The organism is Moraxella sp. CTOTU47579 (genome assembly GCF_032004885.1).
In the GTDB taxonomy this organism is placed as follows: domain Bacteria; phylum Pseudomonadota; class Gammaproteobacteria; order Pseudomonadales; family Moraxellaceae; genus Faucicola; species Faucicola tetraodonis.
This window is the reverse complement of the sequence record NZ_DALZOJ010000019.1, coordinates 14,649-34,221: the sequence shown is the minus strand read 5'-3', so window position 1 is coordinate 34,221 and position 19,573 is coordinate 14,649. Positions and strand designations below refer to the sequence as shown.

Genomic DNA, 19,573 nt, shown 5'->3' with positions numbered 1-19,573 from the left:
CTACAGTTTGTGGCTGTAGTCGCTGCCAGTGAGTGCGTATTATACGCTTTTCTTTCCCCCTGTCAATACCACTACGAAAAGTTTTTTCATTTATTTTGCAGTTGTTGATAACTCCCTTTATTTTGTGGGTATTTACTGCCATTTGATATATAATTGAATATATTGTTTAAGCAATTTTTCGTTAGGCGATGTTCGGTGGTTTTGCGGTTGTCGTCTTTCATTTTTTTATATTCATGTCAGAAAATATGTGAGGGCAAACAATGTCTGTACAACCTCCTTCCCCTGCTGGTAATGATTTTAGACTACCTGTCCACCAAGTAGATGCCACTAAAAAACGCGTACACCCCCGTTTTGTGACGGGTTTTTATCAAAACATCCGCGTTGTAAGTATGTATTTTTTATTGTTGTTGTTTTTGGTGTTGCCATGGATTCGCTATGGCGGACACCAAGCAATATGGTTTGATTTCTCGGGTTCTAAGATTGTGCTATTTGGGCTAACTTTTTTACCCCAAGACGTTTTTATTTTTGCGTTTTTCTTTATGGTTGCTGCCTTTTTATTGTTTATGGTGACCGTTTATGCCGGTCGTGTGTGGTGTGGCTATGCCTGCCCACAGACGATTTGGACGCATATGTACCAATACACTGAGAAGCTTATCATCGGTGATCGTAATAAGCAGTTTAAATTAGATAAAGCGCCTTGGAATGGCGAAAAAATCATGAAACGCGGCTTGGTGTATCTGATTTGGTTTATCATGGCGTTGGTGACTGCATTGACGTTTAGTAGTTATGCCGTTGGGACTGATTATCTTTATCATAGTTGGCAATGGTTTGGCGGTATTCCTGTACCAGATTGGACGCCATTAACTTGGGTTTCGGTACTTATTTTTACCTTTGCGACATTTGCCAATGCAGGCTATATGCGTGAGCACTTTTGTACCCATATTTGTCCCTATGGCCGCTTCCAAAGTGTGATGTTCGATAAAGATACGTTAATTGTAACCTATGACTATAAACGTGGTGAGCCACGTGGCGCGCGTAAAAGAGGCGGTGAAGATGAGAATTTAGGTGACTGTATCAACTGTCTGATGTGTGTGCAAGTGTGTCCGACGGGTATCGATATTCGTGATGGTTTGCAAGTTGAATGTATTCAGTGCGCGGCCTGTGTCGATGCGTGTAATTACATCATGGATAAAGTCAATAAACCACGCGGTTTGATACGGTATAGTACCGAACGCCAATTGGTAGAGAATGAGCCAAGTAAAATTTTGCGTCCACGGTTTTTTGCTTATTTGGCGGTGATTGCGTTGTTGATTGGGACGGGGGTTTATTTTTTAACCAGCCGTGTACCACTGCAGATTGATATTCGCCGTGACCGTAACCAGTTGTCGTCAATCAATGCGCAAGGTTTGGTAGAAAATAACTACATCATCAAAATTACCAATAAAACCCAGCAAAACCATGATTATGCGGTGACGTTGACACCACAACCCGGCTTAAAACTTGATAGTCGCTTTAAAACCATTCCATTAGAAGCAGGCGAAAGTTATGACTTCCCTGTCAGTGTGCTGGGCGATCCAAAAGTGATTACCCAAAGCAATATCCCTATCCAAATGCAAGTGGTGAGCGTGGATGATGGCGGCAAATATAAAGCGGTAAAAGATAACGTATTTACCACAGATAAATAAATTTAATTGCCTAAAGAAGCTGATTTTGATAATCGGCTTTTTTTGTGCCAAATTATTGGCGCACGTTATTGGGGCATGGGTTTTTCTGCTATACTAGCTTTTTGATTGTTATCTGCTGAGTGGTCTATGGCAACACCAACAAATTCTCCTGCTTCATCAACTTCTAATCAGTCGATATCCAAACTTTGGTATAAAAATTATATGGTTTGGATTTTTGTTATTGGTTTGCCGCTATTTGTGGTAGTCGCCTGTATCTGGTTCGTGTTTTACTCGGTGAGAATCCAAGACTCCACCGTGCGTGATGACTGGTACATGGATGGTAAGACCTTATATGCGGATGTGTCCAAAGACAAACTGGCGCATGATTTGGGGCTAACCGGTCAAATGCTGATTAGTCATCAGGCAGTCAATTTTAAACTTGAGGCGCCCGCTAGTGACAAGTTTAAAGCACCTGAGCAATTGGCAGTGGAGATTTCCCATGCCACCCAAAAGCAAAAAGACCGTGACATTATTGTCAAACGGTTAAGTGATGGCAGTTATGCGGGCAATGTGCAGCTAGATCCGTCTAAAGGCAAATACTATATTGTGGTGCATGACCCAGCCAATAGCTGGCGGCTGCGTGCGATTGAGGAATTGCCGATGGCGAAGTCGATTGCCTTTAAGCCACTAACTGCGTTTGATAAAAAATCTTAGTTTCAGTCAACTAATTAGAGGTACTGGGTTACAGGTACTAGGTTACAGCTACTTGGCTTCCTTGTACCTTTCATAAATATCCTCATCAGTAAAATGCTAAAAAATCTTGCTGGATATTTAGAAGCCCCTGCTTGTTAGTTAAAAAAATGGTAACTGAGGGTAAATTTTTAACAACTCTCCCAAATCCCCACTTGTCCTTCGTGCAATTTTGGCACACCGCCAAGCACGCGCCACGGCATGGTCGTGCCATGAAAATCACTACCGATAGACACCTTTAATTCATGCTCTTTAATCACTCTATCGACCATATGGCGGGTTGAAGTCGGCTCATTGCTGGCGGGCAATTCCACCGCATCGCCACCGCTACTGGCAAAATCTGCAATCAGTTTACGCACTTTGTTGGCGGTTAAATTATAACGGGTCGCATGAGCCAAAGACGCTTTGCCACCACACTCATGAATCAAATTGATGCAATCTTTAAGCGATAAGCCATCGAGTGCCACATAGCAAGGTTTATGGTCAGCCAAATAGCCGGTAAAGGCTTTTTGCACATCACTCACCAAGCCTTGATCCGCCATCACTTTGGCAATGTGGGTACGACCGACCGCTTGCGGATTACCTTTGGCTTGCACTAACACCGCCTGCCAAATCTCATCCATTGGGCGTTTAAAGGTACTTGCCACACGCTCGCACATCGCATAGCCGCGCGTTTCTCGATTGGCTTGGATGGCAGCGAGTTTGCTATGCATTGTTTCGATATCACCAAAGCCGTACCCCAATACATGAATCACTTTTTCATTTTGGGCAGGTTTTTTGGAGTAGCCGCCCATGACACGATGACGACAGCTGATTTCGACACCATGAATCAGCGTCATACCAAGACTTTCAGCGGTTTGGCGCGCCTCAAGGATACCAAGTACCGTATCATGGTCGCTTAAGGATAATACTTTCACCCCTTTATCATGCGCTTTTTGCACCACTTCGCTTGGGCTAAAAGTGCCATCTGAGCGGGTACTGTGGCAGTGCATATCAATCGGAAGTTGGGTATAAATAGGACTGCTAGACAAGATATCGAGATTTAAAGAATTCACAAATACGCCTTAATTACAAAAGCTGGTTGCCAACAATAGGACAAAAAGGGGTTAAGACAAAGAGGGGTTAACTCTGCGCTGGCTCGCTCACAAGGGCACGTGATTAATGAAGCAAGGAAAATCGCAAAGTTACTTTTCGATTTTAGCATATCCGTGTAAACTAGCGGCTAAGATTTTTGTTAGAGATGACTATGAGCGGTTTATTGGATTTGCTACCTTTACTGGCATTTTTTTACTTTTCCAAACAGCAAGGGGTATTGGCAGGTGCGGCGGCGTTATTGATTACCACACTGGTGGTATATGTCGTGCATTTTGCCCGGCAAAAAGGCAAGCTCAATAAACAGCAGTGGGTCACGCTGATTTTAACCGTGGGATTTTGTGGGTTAAGCTTAATTTTCCATGACGAAGCATTTTTAAAATGGAAATCAACCGTCATCAATAGCGTATTTGCGGTTGCCCTCATTATCAGTGTTGCGATAGGTAAACCGCTATTAGAACTGGCAATGAAAAATGTGTTTCGATTGACCCAATCGGGCTGGAATAGACTCACCCTTGCTTGGGCAGGGTATTTCTTGCTGATGGCAGGTTTGCAATATTATTTTGCGTTTTTTACCAACAACGATACCTGGATTAATTTTAAAAGCTGGGGATGGATACCGGTGATGCTCGTGTTTTTAATCGGGCAATTTGTGTTCTTAAAAAACCATCTAAATCCAGATATACAGCAACAAATCAATGATAAAGGAAAAAACTAAAGGAGAATATGGATGGCACTTTATATTATTATTGGTCATGACGTCCCTGATAGCCTTGAGCTACGCAAACAATTCCGTTCTGCTCATCTTGAGCGTCTTACGCAGTTAGATGAGCAGCGCCGTCTCATCATCGCAGGCCCTACGCCAATTGCGCATGGAGAGCCTGAAATGAGTGGCAGTGTATTGGTCGTGGATTTTGACAGCGATGAAGCAGTGCAAGCTTGGGCAAGTGAAGAGCCTTACTTATTAAATGGTGTGTATAGTCATGTGGATATCAAACCCTTTATCCAAGTTTTTCCTAAATCAGTGAGTTAATGTTGGGTTTAACAGTTGTTTGTAGTACAAAATTGGTAAAGTCTGGGTGGTGATAGGTGGTAAGCATGAAAAAATTAGTGGGCACGTTGGCAAGCGGCGCAGTGTTATTGACGGTATTACAGGTGACAAGCCTGACCCATGCAGCACCGCAAGTTGTCGTCACTGACCCAAAAACAGGACAACCACTCGCCAAACAGCCAGAGATTGCCTCAAGCGTTGCCAGTAGCACCTCACCCATGCAAAACCCCAAACAACCTACCCTTGCCCAGCTCAACCAGCCCACTGACAGCCAGTTGTCTAAAGCCAACCAACAACTATTGGCAAAAAATGCTGAATTACAAAACCAAGTCGATAGTTTAAATACGCAGGTCAAAGTACTTATCAATGAGCGCAGTGGACAAATTTTTATCTACGGGGCGGTCACTGCACTGCTCAGTGGGATACTTGGTATCGCACTGGGCTGGATGGTCGCGGGACGTAAAGGTCGTTGGTAATCGACTTTATAAGACTGACATTGACTTGCTATGATGCCAAATAACCAAACCGACTTGCCAAAAAAGCCCACCGTCGCCATCATTGGCGCGGGTCCTGCTGGCTTGATGGTGGCAGATTATCTGCGCCAGTTTGATGTTACAATCCACGTATTTGAACAAAAACCTTCCCCTGCCCGCAAACTGTTGATGGCCGGTAAATCTGGACTCAATATCTCGCACGCTGAGCCCGTTGATACCTTTGTCACACGCTATCAGCCCAACGACTGGCTAACGCCGCATATTGAAGATTTTAATGCGGCGCATATCCGTGATTTTATGACCCGCTTGGGGATTGAATCTTTTGTTGGCTCGACAGGTCGCATCTTTCCTACCATGATGAAAGCCTCGCCACTGCTGCGGGCGTGGTTGCAAGCGCTGCAGCAGGATGGTGTAACGTTTTTTTATCGGCATAGCTGTGACAACATTGAGGGCAAGCAAGCGACTTTTTCGGTAGTGCATGAAAGCGGTAACCTGACTGTTAGCAAAAGCTTTGATGCGATTGTGTTGGCAACGGGCGCGATGTCATGGTCGCGGCTCGGTAGTGATGGCAAATGGCAGGCATGGCTCAGCGATACAGAATTGACGCCGTTCTATGCCAGCAATGTCGGTATCTGTCGCCCACTGTCACAGCCTTGGTCAGCGCATTTGCACCGCGATTTTGGCAAAGCGTTAAAACGCGTGAAAGCTCAGGTGACGTTGCCCGATGGCAAAATTGAGCAGGGTTTTGGTGATATTATTCTCACCCATTATGGTATGGAAAGCGGGCTGATATATCGGCTCAATCGTGCCATGCGCGAGCAATTAAATCATACGGGCAAGGTATCACTACAACTTGATTTGCTGCCTGATGTGTCTGACGAAAAATTATTGAGTAGTTTAAAAAACCCCAAAAAACAATCGCTAGCTAACCTTTGGCGAAAGGCGGGACTTGATCCGGTCAAAATCGCCTTACTCAGAGAAATCGTCGCAAAAACGCACTGGCATGATGCCGATAAAATGACAAAGGCAATCAAGCAGTTAACGGTAGAATTCGATAGTTTTCGACCGATTGAAGAAGCAATTAGCTGTGGCGGCGGGGTAAAACGTACAGCATTAACCGAGGATTTTGCGCTAAAATCCAATCCTTATGTGTTTTGCTGTGGCGAAATGCTTGATTGGGATGCGCCAACGGGTGGCTATCTGCTGACGGCTTGTTTTGCCACAGGTCGAGCCGCCGGACAAGGCGTGGCGCAGTTTTTAGCGTTATCCAAAAAATTGACGCAATGCACTTGACGCAATGCATTGGACGCAATGCACTTGACATAAGGCACTTGACATAAGGCACTTATCGGCTGTGCAGATAGCGACTGTAAAAGTAGGCAAGCAGCAGCACGAGCGCACAAATCGGTAAGCAGACAGGCAAAAACAGCGGATTTTGCATACCGCCGAACACTACCATCAATGAGCCCAATGCCGCCAAAATTGGCGATATCACACCCAATAACATACTTTTGATATGACCTTGTTGCCATAATCGAAACACCGCAAAGTAAAATACCAAATACAGCAAGTAACTTACCACAATCGCGATTTCTGAGATATCCATATCGCCAAGCAGCTGACTTTTCATCACCACATAATGCACAGCCGCCCAAAACATAGATAAGGCAAAACCTAGCAGCGCTGAAGCAACCGATAGCTGATAGTTGGGCGAGACGTGACGCAATTGCGCGCTAAACGGAATCAATGATTTGAGCGCTAAAGAATGGGGCAGACGAATCAGCCCTAATACCAAGCCATTCACCGTACCCATCACCGAAATCACCACAAATACCAAAAAGGCCTTGGCAGCGGTTTCGCCAAATAATTGGGTTGCCACCACATACACGCTTTCATCACCCAATGCCATCACTTGCTCGGCGCCTAGATACGAGGTGAGTCCAACAAAGTACAGCAAATAGCCCAATAAAATCAACATAGGCGCGACGACTAAGGCAATGGGTAAATTACGTTTGGCATGTTTGATTTCCCCTGAAATACTGGTAGAGACCACCCAGCCATCAAACGAAAACGCAATCGGACCGATGGCGCCGAGCCATGCCAAAGACTGGGTCGCTTGACGCGCAGATTCACTTGGATGAGTTAACGCAGCCACAGGGTCACCATATACAAACGCCATCACCCCTAGCACAAATAACGGAATTAATTTAACGACAGTGGCAAAGACTTGGAAACGCCCTGCAAACACTGCTGCCATCACATTAAACAGATAACAAATGACAAACCATGTCAGACCGATGCCCATTTGTAATTCAAGCGATGCCTCTTTCACCCCAAATAACAGGGCGGTGTAAATACCTACTACCCACGTCACCACCACGCCAAGCGTCGGGTAATACAAAAACAATTGAAACCAGCCAATCATGGTAGAAAAATGTGGACTGACAAATTCATCGGCATAGCCAATCAAGCCGCCGTGGGCATCGGTACGTTTTGCCAGCTCAGCAATCGATAGCGAACCAAAAATAATCGCCACCGCTGCCAATACAAAAACCACCACGCCCAATGCCACATTGCCATTGGTATATTTTAAAACATTGTCTGCCTTAAAAAATATCCCTGAGCCAATCACAATCCCCACAATCATTGCCAATGCGGTGATTAGGTTATAACGCCCGTTACTTGATTGATTCATGTTGTTACCACACCCAAAAAAAGCTGCATGCCATGTTGCAACGATAAAAAATCAGTTATGCTATACCCCCTAATCGCTGTTTTCAAGTCTTGTATTAGTAATATTTTACTTAGCACTAACTTTTAGTTATTTATTATGGATCACTGATGCCACAATCTAGCCAACCTCCTGTCTCAAGCACTACCCCAGCATCAACCATTCAAACCGCCAAACTGCACTGGCAGTTAGACGATAACGGCGTGACTGTCCCCCTCTCTAGCGAATTTGATGATGTTTATTTTTCCAAAACGGATGGCTTGGCAGAATCTCGCTATGTTTTTATTGATGGCAACGACTTAGCCACTCGCCTCGCTAATTTGCGGAACTTTGAACGATTTGTCATCGGTGAAATTGGTTTTGGTACAGGGCTTAATATCTTGGCTATTTGGCAACTGTGGCAACAAATCAGACCTGACAATCACAGCCATTTACATATCATTACCACCGAAAAATTCCCCTTAAGCAAAACTGACCTTGAACAAGCGCTGAGCGTCTGGACAGCGCTTGCTGGGTTATCACAACAGCTCATTGACAACTATCCACCGCCACTGGCTGGCTGCCATCGTTTGAACTGGTTTGATGAACGATTGACGATTGATTTATGGCTTGGCGATGCGACGAGTAGTTTGTCGCAAGTGACTGGGCAAGGTAAAGTCGATGCGTGGCTGCTTGATGGGTTTGCGCCGAGCTGTAACCAAGAGCTTTGGTCAAAGGATTTATTGGCTCAAATCGCAAGATTATCCAAACCTCACACGACTTTGGCGACATTTAGCGTGGCAAGCGCAGTCAAACAGGGGCTAAAACATCACGGTTTTACTTTAGCCAAACGTAAAGGCTTTGGCAAAAAGCGAGAAATGCTCACCGCAAGCTTTCAACCTAAGTTAACATCCGCCAGTTTTTGCGAGCTTTATTTTCGCTATAACAAGAAAATTAAACCATTTTTTGTCACCCTACCCTTTACTGACACGTTTGAATCCCGACGTCGTCAGCGTCGAAAAGCCAATAACGTTAAAGGCTTTAAACTACCCAATTTTTCTGCTATTACAAAACCGCTGTCTGTGGCGGTGATTGGCGCGGGTGTGGCGGGGTTAAGCAGTGCGTATGCCTTAGCCGCCCGTGGACACAAGGTCACCATTTTTGATAAAGCGCAACCATTGGCAGGGGCATCGGGCAACATCCGCGGTTTTCTTGCGCCAAAACTTACCAGCCTAAAACGCCTTGAAACCAATCTACATGCGATTGGTTATTTGGCAAGCTGTCGATTTTACCCTTATTTGACCGCACAGACCGGTATTAACATCCTACAGACCACCGGCTGTTTGGATTTACTCTCACACAATCGCTTACATCTTGATGAAGTCAAAGATTTTCCCATTGAATTTGCCCGTTTATTGACCGCCGAACAAGCCAAAGCAAAGGTCGGTTATGAGATTGGGCAAGCAATATTTTTGCCCAATGCCGGATTAATCACTACCGCAAACTTTGCCAACGCTGTTTTATGCCACCCCAATATCAGCTTTCAAACCGAGGAATTAACCTATTTTCAGCAAGATTGCGACCAAATGCTATTAACATTCACTGAGCGTCAGCAGTTTTTTGATCATGTGATTTTGTGCATGGCATTAGACACCTGCGATTTTCTACCCACCGTCAAACGCTTTAATCACAGCCGTGGGCAAGTGACGTGGTTTGCTGTCGATGCGCATGATAAAGCACAGTTGCCAAAAATGCCGCTAAAGTATGGCAGTTATTACGCCAGTTTTAATGAAAACAGTAAGCTTCATGTCATGCTTGGGGCAAGTTTTGTTAGGGATACCTTGGATACCACGCCAGCAGTTGCTGACCATCAGATGAATGTGGCTGATTTGGCGTGTGCAGTGCCCGATTTGGTCAACAACACCGATATATTTACCGTCGAAAAAAACATACCCCATTGGCAGGGTCGCGCCAGTATCCGCAGCCAAACCGTGGATTATCTACCCCTAGTTGGGCAGGTGTGGCAAGCGGGTTATGAAAGCAAAAGCCGAGTCTGGATCTTTTCGGCATTGGGGTCAAAGGGCTATGCTTATGCGCCGATTTGTAGTGAGCTATTGGTCGGTTTACTGTGTGGGGAAATATTGCCGTTAGCTAACAACATGGTCAACAGTTTAAGCCCCAATCGCAAGGTCATTCGACGCTAAGTTATTTTCTCAGCAGTTTTTGATAAATCAAACTGCGTAAACTATTTGGCAATAATCGCACCGGTAAGCGAATGGCGAGATTTTTAAGCAATTGCGCAATAGGCAAAAACCCTTGTTGATAAAAGCTTTGCTGAATAGCCCACTCGTAACGGGCATACGCCAAGCCCCCGCGCCGTTCATACATCGCATCCCCTGCCCGTGCATACACCAGCACCTCGGACAAATTGGCAAACTGATAGTCAGCGACCAACAACCGCACCCACAAATCATAGTCTTCAAACAGCGGCGCATGCCGATAGCTACCGACCGCTTGTACCGCTGATTTTTTGAAGGCAACCGTCATGTGGTTGATAGGATTGCGCGACTTGGCTGCGGCAAAAATTGCCTCGTGTGAGGTTGGCACCGTGCGAGATTTTTTCCCCTGTGATAGCTGCTTTTCAAATTCAATGATTTGCCCGCCCAACACGTCAATTTCGGGATGATTTTGGATAAAGTTGATTTGCTGCTCAAAGCGGTTAGCCACACAGATATCATCCGTATCCATACGCATGACCCAGTCATGTTGACAAGCGTTTAGACCTGCATTCAAGGCTTGTCCAAGCCCGACATTTTTTGTTAAAGCGATAATCGTTAACGGTAGTTGCGGCTTAAACTCTTGTACCACTTTTTGCAATGCCACATTGATGGGACCATCAAAAACCAACACAATCTCATCGGCTTGGCGTGTTTGATTGACCAAGCTGGCTAGACATTCGGCTAGAAATTCGGGGTTTTCTTTGTCGTATAGGGACATCAATACAGAAAATTTCATGTTAATTCATCCAGCCAAGTCAATGCCACATCCTTTTTTACTTTACGCGCAAACCAATAGCCGTCAAATTTCGCCCGCTCAAGCTTTAATAAATCCAAATAAATCGGGCTATTGCCATTATTCACATTTTTGTCAAAAATAATCAGTCGGCGGTTATCATTGCTTAGGCGAATTTGATTGGTTAATTTTTCAGTAATTAGGGTTTGAAAAAAATGCTCATCGGGCACCAGTTTGTGACGGAAAAAATCACTGTATTCATCGGTAAAAGGCACAATTTTTTCCCAGTCTGCACGCGTCACTGAAAACCATTGTGAGCCAAAATAAATGGGTGAGTGATAGGGTTTTACTTTTGCCACGCCTTGTTGCAGTTTGGTGATGATTTTACCCGTCAATTGCCGTTGCCAGTTGCTGTCGGCATGGGGACTGTCCATAATAAAGCGATAGGCATACTGTGGGGCTATCTCGCAGGTCATCATCGCCTGAAAACCAAACTGATGTTGCCACTGTTTTTCTATCACTTCAAATGGTTGTAACACCACATCTTCACCGCTTAACAGATGAAAATAAGCATTGTCCTCATGGGCAAACGCTGTTTCAAACAATTTTAACGTCGCTTCAATTTGGCTAAAACCGCCCCAACGTACCGATACCCTATATTTGAGCAAAAATACATTGGCTAGCTGTGCAGTCTCAGCGTCAGGAAAATAATCGGATTTTGCATCTATATGCACATAGAAATTGACATTGGGCTGAATTTTCGCCAGCTTAATAAAATAACTGATATCTTGATGGGCTTGGATAAGTAAGGCGTGTTTTTTCATATGATTACCCTTTGAACCCATTTAGATTATCTGCGTCATCTAAATTAATGAGGGTAAAACCACGACTGGCAAGAAACTGATACGCATCAGGGAATTTATCCCACAGCGCTTGGGTATATACCATAAATACTTGGGTGCGGGGAAATTCTTTGAGCGAAAACACGGCAGTGCTGATAAAGGTATAAATTTCAAAGCGCTGCTGGGGGGTTTGTTGCAATGCCTCGCTTAGATAATCTTCAATGATTTTATCGCTATCAATCACCGGCAAAAGATGGCTAAAATCCAAGTTTTCTCGCGGGTGCGGACAAAATGCGTCAATGGCAAACTCGCTTACCATCTTTGTCACGATATCCCGATACGCCGTTTCGCCGATAAAGTTATCAAGAGCTTGCCCCAATAACAGCCGTTTTACCGGCAAATTCTCATTAGGCTGATTGTCTACTTTATCAAACAAATAAACGGGATGGGTAGCGTCTATGATATTTTTTTCCTGAGGAAAAATGGTGAAATGTTTTTTGGAGATCGCCAAAATACTAGGGATACTGGGATAAGTAATGCCCACGACGCGTTTAAACAGTTGTAGTGGCAAGGATTTTGGTAACGGTTGAAAATAGCTAGAATTGGGGAAAATATTAGCGGTGCCGTCATCAAAGGTATACAGCTGTTGGAATTTTACTTTAGAAATAACATATTGCAAAAATAACACGTCAATACTGGCAAGATAGACGTTTTCGATAGGTTTTTGCCAAACATCAAGCGTGTTAAGCGTGGTCTTGATGTGGTTTAGGGTGGCAAAACGTTCGCCCCAGGTTTTATTGTTCAGTTCGATAAAGGCGGATTTTTCGCAGACCTGCTCAAGTTGTTCAAAATAATAGCGATGTTTGGGCTCGCTTTTTGAATGGACGCCATACGGCAAATAAAGCCCAATAAAAGGGGTACTGTGCTTCTTAATAATTTGCTTGGCAATCAACACTTGCAAGGGGGTGATACAAAGAATAAGATTCATGGCGTTTTTTTGACCTTTTCCACCTGCAGCGTATAATAATATAACAGCGGCAAAATCACCACGCCACTAATAATAGTCGCATATGGCACCACCGCCAGTGATACGCCACTTAACACCCACAAGGCAAGCAAATACACCACCGTTGAGATGACGGAACACAGCGAAATTTGCGCGCTTTTGGCATGATAAAACAAAAAATTCACCAATAATAAATACGGAATTATCAGCGAAAACGCCAGTACAAACATCACTACATAATACTGGCTTTGGGCAAAATCTGCCCCCAATAACCACGCCATCAATGACGACGGCATCGCCCAAGCCATGGCAGTCAACATAACAGGCACTATTAAACTCAGCCAAAACAGTCGATGCAATTGCATCACTGTCATGCGCTGTGATTTTAGCCGTTCATATAAGTGAGGCACCAGCGCAGAATTGACCGCCATAATCACAATGGTCAAGCTACTGGCGACTTGCACCCCTGCCGAGTATACGCCTAGCTCATGACTGCTAAACCGCTCGTGAATCAACACTCGGTCAAGTTGCCCTTTGATGGTATAGCTTAACCCATGTAACAGCAGCGGCAAGCCTAGCGTTAAAATATAACCAAGTCCCAGTTTGAGCCGTTTTGGGGTAAAGCGAAACTTGATAGCAAATTGGTATTTTGCCCACGCCAATGCTGCGACAAAAGTAACCCCATGCGCCAAGATAATTGCAATAAGACGCTGGGCAACTTTATCGGTGGTATCGCCAGCAAAAAACTGAAAAATCAGCACCGTCCATAGTAAATTGCCCAAGGCTAAGCCCAGTTGGATGGTCAGATAGCTAAACGGGCGTTTTTGGCATTGCCGTAGTGCCAGTTGATTTTGCACCAAGGTTTGCAAAAAGGCGGTAAAAAAGCAGTAAAATAACAATTCGCTATGTAACAGCCAACTAATCGCTGTGCCAATCAGCAGTACGCCCACGCTATATAGCCCGCCCGCCAATAAAATATTGCCCAGCCCATGCCTGCCATACACATAAAAATAACGGGTCAAAGCACCATTTTGCGACAGACTCATGGCGATTACAATAAATGCCGTGAGCGATAAATAATAGGACAAATCACCAAAGCCCGTTGTGCCTAAGACCCGTGTCAAATAGGGCAATAGTAAAAACGGCACGGCTTTGGCCGTCATCTCGCCCACCACATAAATCAGGCTGTCCTTGAGCAAAGCAGATTGTGTTAAACGTTTAATTTTATTTAACATTACCTTTCAAGGACATCCCACGAGGTGACGGTATTAGCTTGGATATCCGTTATCACTTTTTTGCCCATCAACTCATCATAAAACTTCGGGGCAAGCCCAAAGCCAGGGCGAACGCTACGGATGCAGCTTTCATCAATCACATCCCCTGCCGTCATGTCTTTGACAAAATACAGTGAACGGCGAAATTGCACATTGCCGATTTCGCTTGATTTTCGCCCATAATCGACTTGTCCCAGCGCTTGCCAAGCGGTTTTGCTGTCACGGCAGAGCGCGGTGAGTTCGTCTTTTTCCAGTGAAAAACTGTCATCCGCCCCGCCGCCATTGCGGTCTAGGGTGACGTGTTTTTCGATGATACACGCCCCCAATGCCACGCTTGTGACGGCGGTAGTGTTGTCAAGCGTATGGTCGGATAAGCCAATCGGCACGCCAAAACGGCGCTGCATATCGACAATGGTACGCAGGTTATAGTCCTGTGCGGGGGCAGGGTAACCACTCACGCAGTGCAATAACGCAAGCTGTTTGCAGCCGCCATCACGAGCGGCGACAACCGCCTCGGCAATTTCGGTTTGGTCCGCCATCCCTGTAGAGATAATCATCGGTTTACCGGTACTTGCTACATATTTGATAAGCGGTAAATCAATGGCTTCAAACGAGGCGATTTTGTACGCTGGGGCGTTCAAATCCTCGAGCAAATCCACCGCAGTCAAGTCAAACGGTGAGCTAAACATGGTGATACCGACTTTGTGAGCGTACTCAAACAATGGTTTATGCCACTCCCACGGCGTGTAAGCTTCTTGGTACAAGTCATACAAGGTACGCCCGTCCCACAATCCCCCATGAATTTGAAAGTCAGCGGCGCTGCTATTGAGGGTGATGGTATCTGCGGTGTAGGTTTGCATTTTGACCGCATCAGCACCGCACGCCTTTGCCATGTCAATGATACGGTAAGCGTTATTGATGTCGCCGTTGTGGTTGGCGGACATTTCAGCAATGATATATGGCGCATGGTCAATGCCGATTGGGCGATTGTTAATGCTGAAATTTTGATTCATATTTTGATTCATGTTTTGATTCATAGACACCCCACTCAGACCCACCCCTAAAATAAAAAATCTTGCGATTTTAATTCAAACTCAACCACATCATACACTTTGTCACCCACACCAAAATGCTGTTGTAACACGCCTGTTTCGCTAAATCCCAATTTACGATGTAACGCCAATGACGCGGTATTATATGCCAGCACTTGCGCGGTGATTTTGCCAATGCCTGTGGTGTTGAAAATCCGTGCAATCGCCAAAACTCCCAACGCAAAGCCAAGCCCCTGCCCTTTTGCGCTATTAGGGGATAAATAAAACCCCCAACTGGCAGTTTTTTCATTCGCGCTTAAAGAATTAGGATTTGACGCATTAGGGTTTGGCGCATGGGTGTTTGCCAACTGCAGCGTCTGGTATTTATCCACCGTCATTTGGGTAACATTGACTAGCCCCATCGGCTCGCCGCCTTTACTCCCATCCGTTTCAAAAATCAGCAAATGCACATTGGCATGGTCAAGCTGTTTGCGATACCATTTGTCGTGGTCAGCAAGGGCAATTTCATCTTGCCCAAACATCCACTGGCGTACGTCGATGTGATTACGCCATTGCCAAATCATCTGGCTATCGGCTTGGGTCGCTTGTCTCACTTGACAATGTTGAAATTTTTGCGAAAATTCAATCCAGTGCGCAACCCGTTTTGCCCCTTGCCCATCGACCAGTTTGGCAGGTTGGTGGCTGAATTTTTTATAATTATCGGTTAATTCGCTCAACAAGCGGGGCAGTTGCTCATCCAATGTAGCCATGTCAGTCACCACTTTGACCACGTTTTTATCTGCCAACGCTTTGGCAATCACCTGTTGGTTATCGGCAAGCACGATCAGCACCATCGGCAAGCCCAAACAACAGCGCTCCCAAGTCGTGCTGCCTGCAGCCCCAATCGCAAGGTCAGCATTTGCCATCAATTGCGCCATATTAGTCACATTGACAAGAACCGCACACGCAAAACTTGCATGTTTGGCAAACCTTTGCACACTTTCGATATGCGGTGCGGTTTTGCCCATGACGACAGTCACGTTAAACGCTTGCGCAGATTGTTGCACAAAGGTATTGAGACTTTGCAAAATCTTGAGTGTGACATTATCGTTATCGACACCGCCAAGATTGACCAATATATTGTTGGGCGGCTGTACGCTTTTACGTCTGTTTAGGCTCATCGCTCGCCAGCTGGCAAACTCATCACGTAATAGTGTATAACGCGTGCCTAGTAGTCGCTGGCAATGACTTGGCACAAGCGATTGATAATCTTCGTTTTTTCGCCCAAAATTTTGGTCGAGCAAAATCTCACAGTCGTGCGTTCGGTCGGCTAAATCGTCAATGGCTAAAATTTTAAGGTTTGGCAACAGTCGTTTAGCTTGTTGCTCCCATTTTTCGCCAATCGCATAATGGTCGATAATCAGCCAATCTGGCTTTAACGCTTGCAAGATGGGTTTACACTCAGCAAAATCATCGCTTTCACTGGCGCCTAGCCACTCGCTATGGGCATGCTGTTTGATAAAATCTGCAGTCTCGCCTTTGGCTAACAGCTGCACCGCAAAACCTTTTTGCCCAATCAAATCCGCCAAATGCCCGTCATGCTTCCGACAAATAAACGTGATGTCATGCCCTTGCTGTTTTAATCGGTCAGCGAGCGTGAGACAACGCATGATATGACCGCTACCCATCGTTAAACTTGCGTCTGCTCGGACCACGATCTTCATGCTAGCGCCAATTGCGCTTGGTATAGACGCTCAGCAAATCGCCAATCATTTTCATCATCAATATCAACAACGCTGTATTTTGGCAACACATAGCCTAGGGCATGATTATGGATTTTATCCTCGCTGAGCCATGCTTCACGACTGCCCCAATAAAATTGCCCTGCGTCAAAATAAGCCTGCGTCAAATCTTGGGTTCTAGTAAGTTCATGTTGGCTAAACATGCTCGACACTTCACCGGCATCGCTTAATTTTAGTGAGCGTAATACATTGGATTCAAATTCTAAAACCGGAAAACAATACAAACTGTTGGATGACTGCCAACACTCAAAACTTTCGGTTAAATACTGCGATTTTAATAACGGCGTACAGGGGTATAGACAGCAGATATGGCTAGCTTTTGGCATGCTCTGCAGCACATGCCGAATCACCGCAGCAGTAGTGGCGTAATCATCGGCAAGCTCGGCAGGTCTTTGGCTGACAGTGGCACCATGGTGTTGAGCGATATCGGCAATAGCGCTATCATCAGTGGAGACAATAATCTGCTCAAACAGTTGGCTGTTTTTTGCCGTTTCAATGGCACGAGCCAGCATGGGTTTGCCACAAAAATCTTTGATGTTTTTGCGCGGAATGCGTTTACTCCCCCCACGCGCAGGGATGATACAGACCTTCATTATGCTAATGCCTGATAAATTGCATTGACCACTTGCGCTTGCGAGGCTTCGCTTAAGTCATAATATAATGGCAAACTAATCGCTTGGGCATAGTAGCTTTCGGCATGGGGAAAATCGCCTTGTTTAAAGCCCAGCTTGGCATAATACGGCTGGGTATGCACTGGAATATAATGCACATTCACCCCGATATTTTGCGCCCGCAAACTGTCAAACACTTGCTTACGCGTTTTGCCACTGTCCGCTGTTAGTTGAATGGGATATAAATGAAACCCCGAATAATTAGCAGGATTGCGATAAGGCAAAATAATCGGTAAATCTGTTAATAATTCATCATAACGCTTGCCAAGCTGGTGACGGCGAGTGACAAAGTCATCCAAATAGTTCATTTGACTCACCCCCAATGCCCCTTGCAATTCGGTCATGCGATAGTTAAAGCCCAAATCAATTTGCTGATAATACCAACCACCGTCAGGTTCGTGGGTCATTAGATTGGCATCACGGGTGATACCATGACTACGGAGCAACTGCATTTTTTCCGCCAACACGGGGTCATTCGTTGTTGCCAGTCCACCTTCTGCGGTGGTAATGATTTTGACAGGGTGAAAGCTAAAGACGGTAATGTCGCTAAACTCACAATTGCCAATTGGTTGATTGTGATATTTGCCACCAATGGCATGCGAGGCATCCTCAATAACCTTAAAGCCATATTGCTGTGATAGCGCATGAATGGCCGCCATATCACAGGGTTCACCGGTGAAATGCACGGGAATGACTATTTTTGGCAAGCGGTTTTCAGCATCGGCAAGCTGTAACTTTTCTGCTAACGCGTTGATAGACATATTGAGCGTTAGCGGATCAATATCCACAAAATCAATGTTAGCACCACAGTACAATCCACAGTTGGCAGATGCGGTAAAGGTAATCGGCGTCGTCCACAGCCAGTCGTCTTTACCCTTTTCACCTTGACCAAGCCCCAATGCCAAACAAGCAATATGTAGTGCTGACGTCGCACTATTCACCGCCACGCCAAACTTTGCCCCCGTATAGGTAGCGACGCGTTCTTCAAACGCCGGTACTTGACTACCTTGGGTCAAAAAATCAGACTGTAGCACAGCGACCACTGCATCAATATCAGTTTGGGTGATATGCTGACGACCATAAGGGATAAATTGATTTGCCATAATATTTGCCCAAGGGGTTCGTTATTAAGTGGGTTTGTTATCAAGGGTTAGCGTTTAAATTTTACCAATTTTTGCTTTGTTGGTTTCAATCCATTCTTGGAGCTGCCCAGTTGTCATCCACTCACTGTTATTATCACTGGCGTACACAAAGCCTTCTGGCACCTTAACACCATCTTTGATACGCTCAGGCGTTTCATCCCAGCCATTAATCGCAGGCAAGATTTTAAAATGCTCAGGATATTCGTAGGTATGAAAAGAATCTTCGGCACTAATCATTTGCTCATGCAATTTCTCGCCAGGACGAATACCAATGATTTTTTGCTCAGCAGTGGCAGAAACGGCAGTTGCCAAATCTGGCATGGTCATAGAAGGAATTTTTTTGACATAAATTTCGCCGCCCACCATGTCGTCAAATGCATGCCAAACCAGCTCCACGCCTTGCTCAAGCGAAATCATAAAACGGGTCATACGCGGGTCGGTGATGGTCAGCACGCCACTGTCTTTAATTGATAGAAAATACGGAATCACCGAGCCACGACTTCCCATGACATTGCCATAACGTACCACCGAAAAGCGTGTGCCATGCTCCCCTGAATAGGCGTTGCCTGCGACAAACAGTTTGTCCGACGCCAATTTGGTCGCGCCATACAGATTCACGGGGCTAGATGCTTTGTCAGTCGATAAGGCAACGACTTTTTTCACCCCTTTATCAATACAGGCATCAATTAAATTCATTGCCCCGTTGATATTGGTTTTAACACATTCAAACGGATTATATTCGGCAGTGGGCACGATTTTGGTTGCTGCGGCATGTACCACATAATCCACCCCATCAAGCGCGCGATATAAACGGTCTTTATCACGCACATCACCGATAAAAAAACGTACACGCGGGTCGCCTTGATACAGTTTTGCCATTTCCCACTGTTTCATCTCATCACGCGAGAGGATAATCAATTTTTTGGGATTATATTTTTCAAGCGTCATCGGCACAAAGGTATGCCCAAATGAGCCTGTTCCGCCTGTCACTAGAATGGTTGAATTGGTTAACATAGTGCACTACCTATTATG

General features: G+C 45.3%; 18 protein-coding genes. 7 read left to right on the top strand and 11 right to left on the bottom strand.

Annotated elements, in window-relative coordinates:
- Positions 1–260 precede the first annotated feature (260 nt).
- Entirely contained in the window at positions 261–1,685 is a 1,425-nt protein-coding gene (gene ccoG, locus RTP55_RS10035) for a cytochrome c oxidase accessory protein CcoG (RefSeq protein WP_312385863.1), read from the top strand.
- 126 nt (positions 1,686–1,811) lie between these two features.
- On the top strand, positions 1,812–2,378 hold the full coding sequence (locus RTP55_RS10030) for a FixH family protein (protein ID WP_040403153.1): 567 nt from the start codon (positions 1,812–1,814) through the stop codon (positions 2,376–2,378).
- 167 nt (positions 2,379–2,545) lie between these two features.
- Here the strand turns inward: RTP55_RS10030 and RTP55_RS10025 are convergent, their stop codons facing one another.
- On the bottom strand, positions 2,546–3,469 hold the full coding sequence (locus RTP55_RS10025) for a PHP domain-containing protein (protein WP_312385862.1): 924 nt from the start codon (positions 3,467–3,469) through the stop codon (positions 2,546–2,548).
- A gap of 191 nt (positions 3,470–3,660) precedes the next feature.
- Between RTP55_RS10025 and RTP55_RS10020 the strand changes: the two genes are divergently transcribed.
- From RTP55_RS10020 to RTP55_RS10005, 4 genes are all read left to right on the top strand, one after another.
- Positions 3,661–4,224, top strand: coding sequence for an inner membrane-spanning protein YciB (locus RTP55_RS10020; protein WP_007115181.1), 564 nt, complete (start codon positions 3,661–3,663; stop codon positions 4,222–4,224).
- A gap of 12 nt (positions 4,225–4,236) precedes the next feature.
- Positions 4,237–4,539, top strand: a complete 303-nt coding sequence (locus tag RTP55_RS10015) for a YciI family protein (protein WP_007115180.1) — start codon at positions 4,237–4,239, stop codon at positions 4,537–4,539.
- Positions 4,540–4,604: 65 nt separating this feature from the next.
- Complete coding sequence (locus RTP55_RS10010; protein ID WP_007115179.1) at positions 4,605–5,033, top strand: SH3 domain-containing protein; 429 nt, start codon at positions 4,605–4,607, stop codon at positions 5,031–5,033.
- A 30-nt stretch (positions 5,034–5,063) separates the two neighbouring features.
- Positions 5,064–6,344, top strand: a complete 1,281-nt coding sequence (locus tag RTP55_RS10005) for a TIGR03862 family flavoprotein (RefSeq protein WP_312385861.1) — start codon at positions 5,064–5,066, stop codon at positions 6,342–6,344.
- Positions 6,345–6,396: 52 nt separating this feature from the next.
- Here the strand turns inward: RTP55_RS10005 and RTP55_RS10000 are convergent, their stop codons facing one another.
- Positions 6,397–7,746, bottom strand: coding sequence for an APC family permease (locus RTP55_RS10000; protein WP_312385860.1), 1,350 nt, complete (start codon positions 7,744–7,746; stop codon positions 6,397–6,399).
- Between the two features lie 146 nt (positions 7,747–7,892).
- On the opposite strand from RTP55_RS10000, the gene mnmC1 reads away from it, so the two are divergent.
- Positions 7,893–9,965, top strand: a complete 2,073-nt coding sequence (gene mnmC1, locus RTP55_RS09995; RefSeq protein ID WP_312385859.1) for an FAD-dependent 5-carboxymethylaminomethyl-2-thiouridine(34) oxidoreductase MnmC1 — start codon at positions 7,893–7,895, stop codon at positions 9,963–9,965.
- 1 nt (position 9,966) lies between these two features.
- On the opposite strand, the gene RTP55_RS09990 is transcribed toward mnmC1, so the two are convergent.
- From RTP55_RS09990 to pseB, 9 genes are read right to left on the bottom strand one after another with little or no spacing between them, the layout of a single operon-like run.
- Entirely contained in the window at positions 9,967–10,776 is an 810-nt protein-coding gene (locus RTP55_RS09990) for a glycosyltransferase family 2 protein (protein ID WP_312385858.1), read from the bottom strand.
- Positions 10,773–11,597 (bottom strand): beta-1,6-N-acetylglucosaminyltransferase, encoded by an 825-nt coding sequence (locus RTP55_RS09985; protein WP_312385857.1) that lies wholly within the window; start codon positions 11,595–11,597, stop codon positions 10,773–10,775. Before RTP55_RS09985 ends, RTP55_RS09990 begins: the two co-directional genes overlap by 4 nt.
- Positions 11,598–11,601: 4 nt before the next feature.
- The gene (locus RTP55_RS09980; protein ID WP_312385856.1) at positions 11,602–12,603 is read right to left on the bottom strand and encodes a glycosyltransferase family 52; all 1,002 of its coding nucleotides are present in this window, start codon (positions 12,601–12,603) and stop codon (positions 11,602–11,604) included.
- On the bottom strand, positions 12,600–13,856 hold the full coding sequence (locus tag RTP55_RS09975; RefSeq protein WP_312385855.1) for an oligosaccharide flippase family protein: 1,257 nt from the start codon (positions 13,854–13,856) through the stop codon (positions 12,600–12,602). Before RTP55_RS09975 ends, RTP55_RS09980 begins: the two co-directional genes overlap by 4 nt.
- Positions 13,856–14,908, bottom strand: coding sequence for a pseudaminic acid synthase (gene pseI / locus RTP55_RS09970; RefSeq protein ID WP_312385854.1), 1,053 nt, complete (start codon positions 14,906–14,908; stop codon positions 13,856–13,858). The genes RTP55_RS09975 and pseI overlap by 1 nt, the downstream gene beginning before the upstream one ends.
- A gap of 47 nt (positions 14,909–14,955) precedes the next feature.
- Positions 14,956–16,650, bottom strand: a complete 1,695-nt coding sequence (gene pseG / locus RTP55_RS09965; protein WP_312385853.1) for a UDP-2,4-diacetamido-2,4,6-trideoxy-beta-L-altropyranose hydrolase — start codon at positions 16,648–16,650, stop codon at positions 14,956–14,958.
- Complete coding sequence (gene pseF, locus RTP55_RS09960; protein ID WP_312385852.1) at positions 16,647–17,321, bottom strand: pseudaminic acid cytidylyltransferase; 675 nt, start codon at positions 17,319–17,321, stop codon at positions 16,647–16,649. The genes pseG and pseF overlap by 4 nt, the downstream gene beginning before the upstream one ends.
- Positions 17,321–18,502: a UDP-4-amino-4,6-dideoxy-N-acetyl-beta-L-altrosamine transaminase gene (pseC, locus tag RTP55_RS09955; RefSeq protein WP_312385851.1), complete on the bottom strand. Its 1,182-nt coding sequence runs from the start codon at positions 18,500–18,502 to the stop codon at positions 17,321–17,323. The genes pseF and pseC overlap by 1 nt, the downstream gene beginning before the upstream one ends.
- 54 nt (positions 18,503–18,556) lie before the next feature.
- Complete coding sequence (pseB, locus tag RTP55_RS09950) at positions 18,557–19,555, bottom strand: UDP-N-acetylglucosamine 4,6-dehydratase (inverting) (RefSeq protein ID WP_007115167.1); 999 nt, start codon at positions 19,553–19,555, stop codon at positions 18,557–18,559.
- Positions 19,556–19,573: the final 18 nt, after the last annotated feature.

Coding starts and splice junctions, on each gene's coding strand:
- ccoG (WP_312385863.1), top strand. CDS start 261: ATGTCTGTACAACCTCCTTCCCCTGCTGGTAATGATTTTAGACTACCT.
- RTP55_RS10030 (WP_040403153.1), top strand. CDS start 1,812: ATGGCAACACCAACAAATTCTCCTGCTTCATCAACTTCTAATCAGTCG.
- RTP55_RS10020 (WP_007115181.1), top strand. CDS start 3,661: ATGAGCGGTTTATTGGATTTGCTACCTTTACTGGCATTTTTTTACTTT.
- RTP55_RS10015 (WP_007115180.1), top strand. CDS start 4,237: ATGGCACTTTATATTATTATTGGTCATGACGTCCCTGATAGCCTTGAG.
- RTP55_RS10010 (WP_007115179.1), top strand. CDS start 4,605: ATGAAAAAATTAGTGGGCACGTTGGCAAGCGGCGCAGTGTTATTGACG.
- RTP55_RS10005 (WP_312385861.1), top strand. CDS start 5,064: ATGATGCCAAATAACCAAACCGACTTGCCAAAAAAGCCCACCGTCGCC.
- RTP55_RS10000 (WP_312385860.1), bottom strand. CDS start 7,746: ATGAATCAATCAAGTAACGGGCGTTATAACCTAATCACCGCATTGGCA.
- mnmC1 (WP_312385859.1), top strand. CDS start 7,893: ATGCCACAATCTAGCCAACCTCCTGTCTCAAGCACTACCCCAGCATCA.
- RTP55_RS09990 (WP_312385858.1), bottom strand. CDS start 10,776: ATGAAATTTTCTGTATTGATGTCCCTATACGACAAAGAAAACCCCGAA.
- RTP55_RS09985 (WP_312385857.1), bottom strand. CDS start 11,597: ATGAAAAAACACGCCTTACTTATCCAAGCCCATCAAGATATCAGTTAT.
- RTP55_RS09980 (WP_312385856.1), bottom strand. CDS start 12,603: ATGAATCTTATTCTTTGTATCACCCCCTTGCAAGTGTTGATTGCCAAG.
- RTP55_RS09975 (WP_312385855.1), bottom strand. CDS start 13,856: ATGTTAAATAAAATTAAACGTTTAACACAATCTGCTTTGCTCAAGGAC.
- pseI (WP_312385854.1), bottom strand. CDS start 14,908: ATGAATCAAAATTTCAGCATTAACAATCGCCCAATCGGCATTGACCAT.
- pseG (WP_312385853.1), bottom strand. CDS start 16,650: ATGAAGATCGTGGTCCGAGCAGACGCAAGTTTAACGATGGGTAGCGGT.
- pseF (WP_312385852.1), bottom strand. CDS start 17,321: ATGAAGGTCTGTATCATCCCTGCGCGTGGGGGGAGTAAACGCATTCCG.
- pseC (WP_312385851.1), bottom strand. CDS start 18,502: ATGGCAAATCAATTTATCCCTTATGGTCGTCAGCATATCACCCAAACT.
- pseB (WP_007115167.1), bottom strand. CDS start 19,555: ATGTTAACCAATTCAACCATTCTAGTGACAGGCGGAACAGGCTCATTT.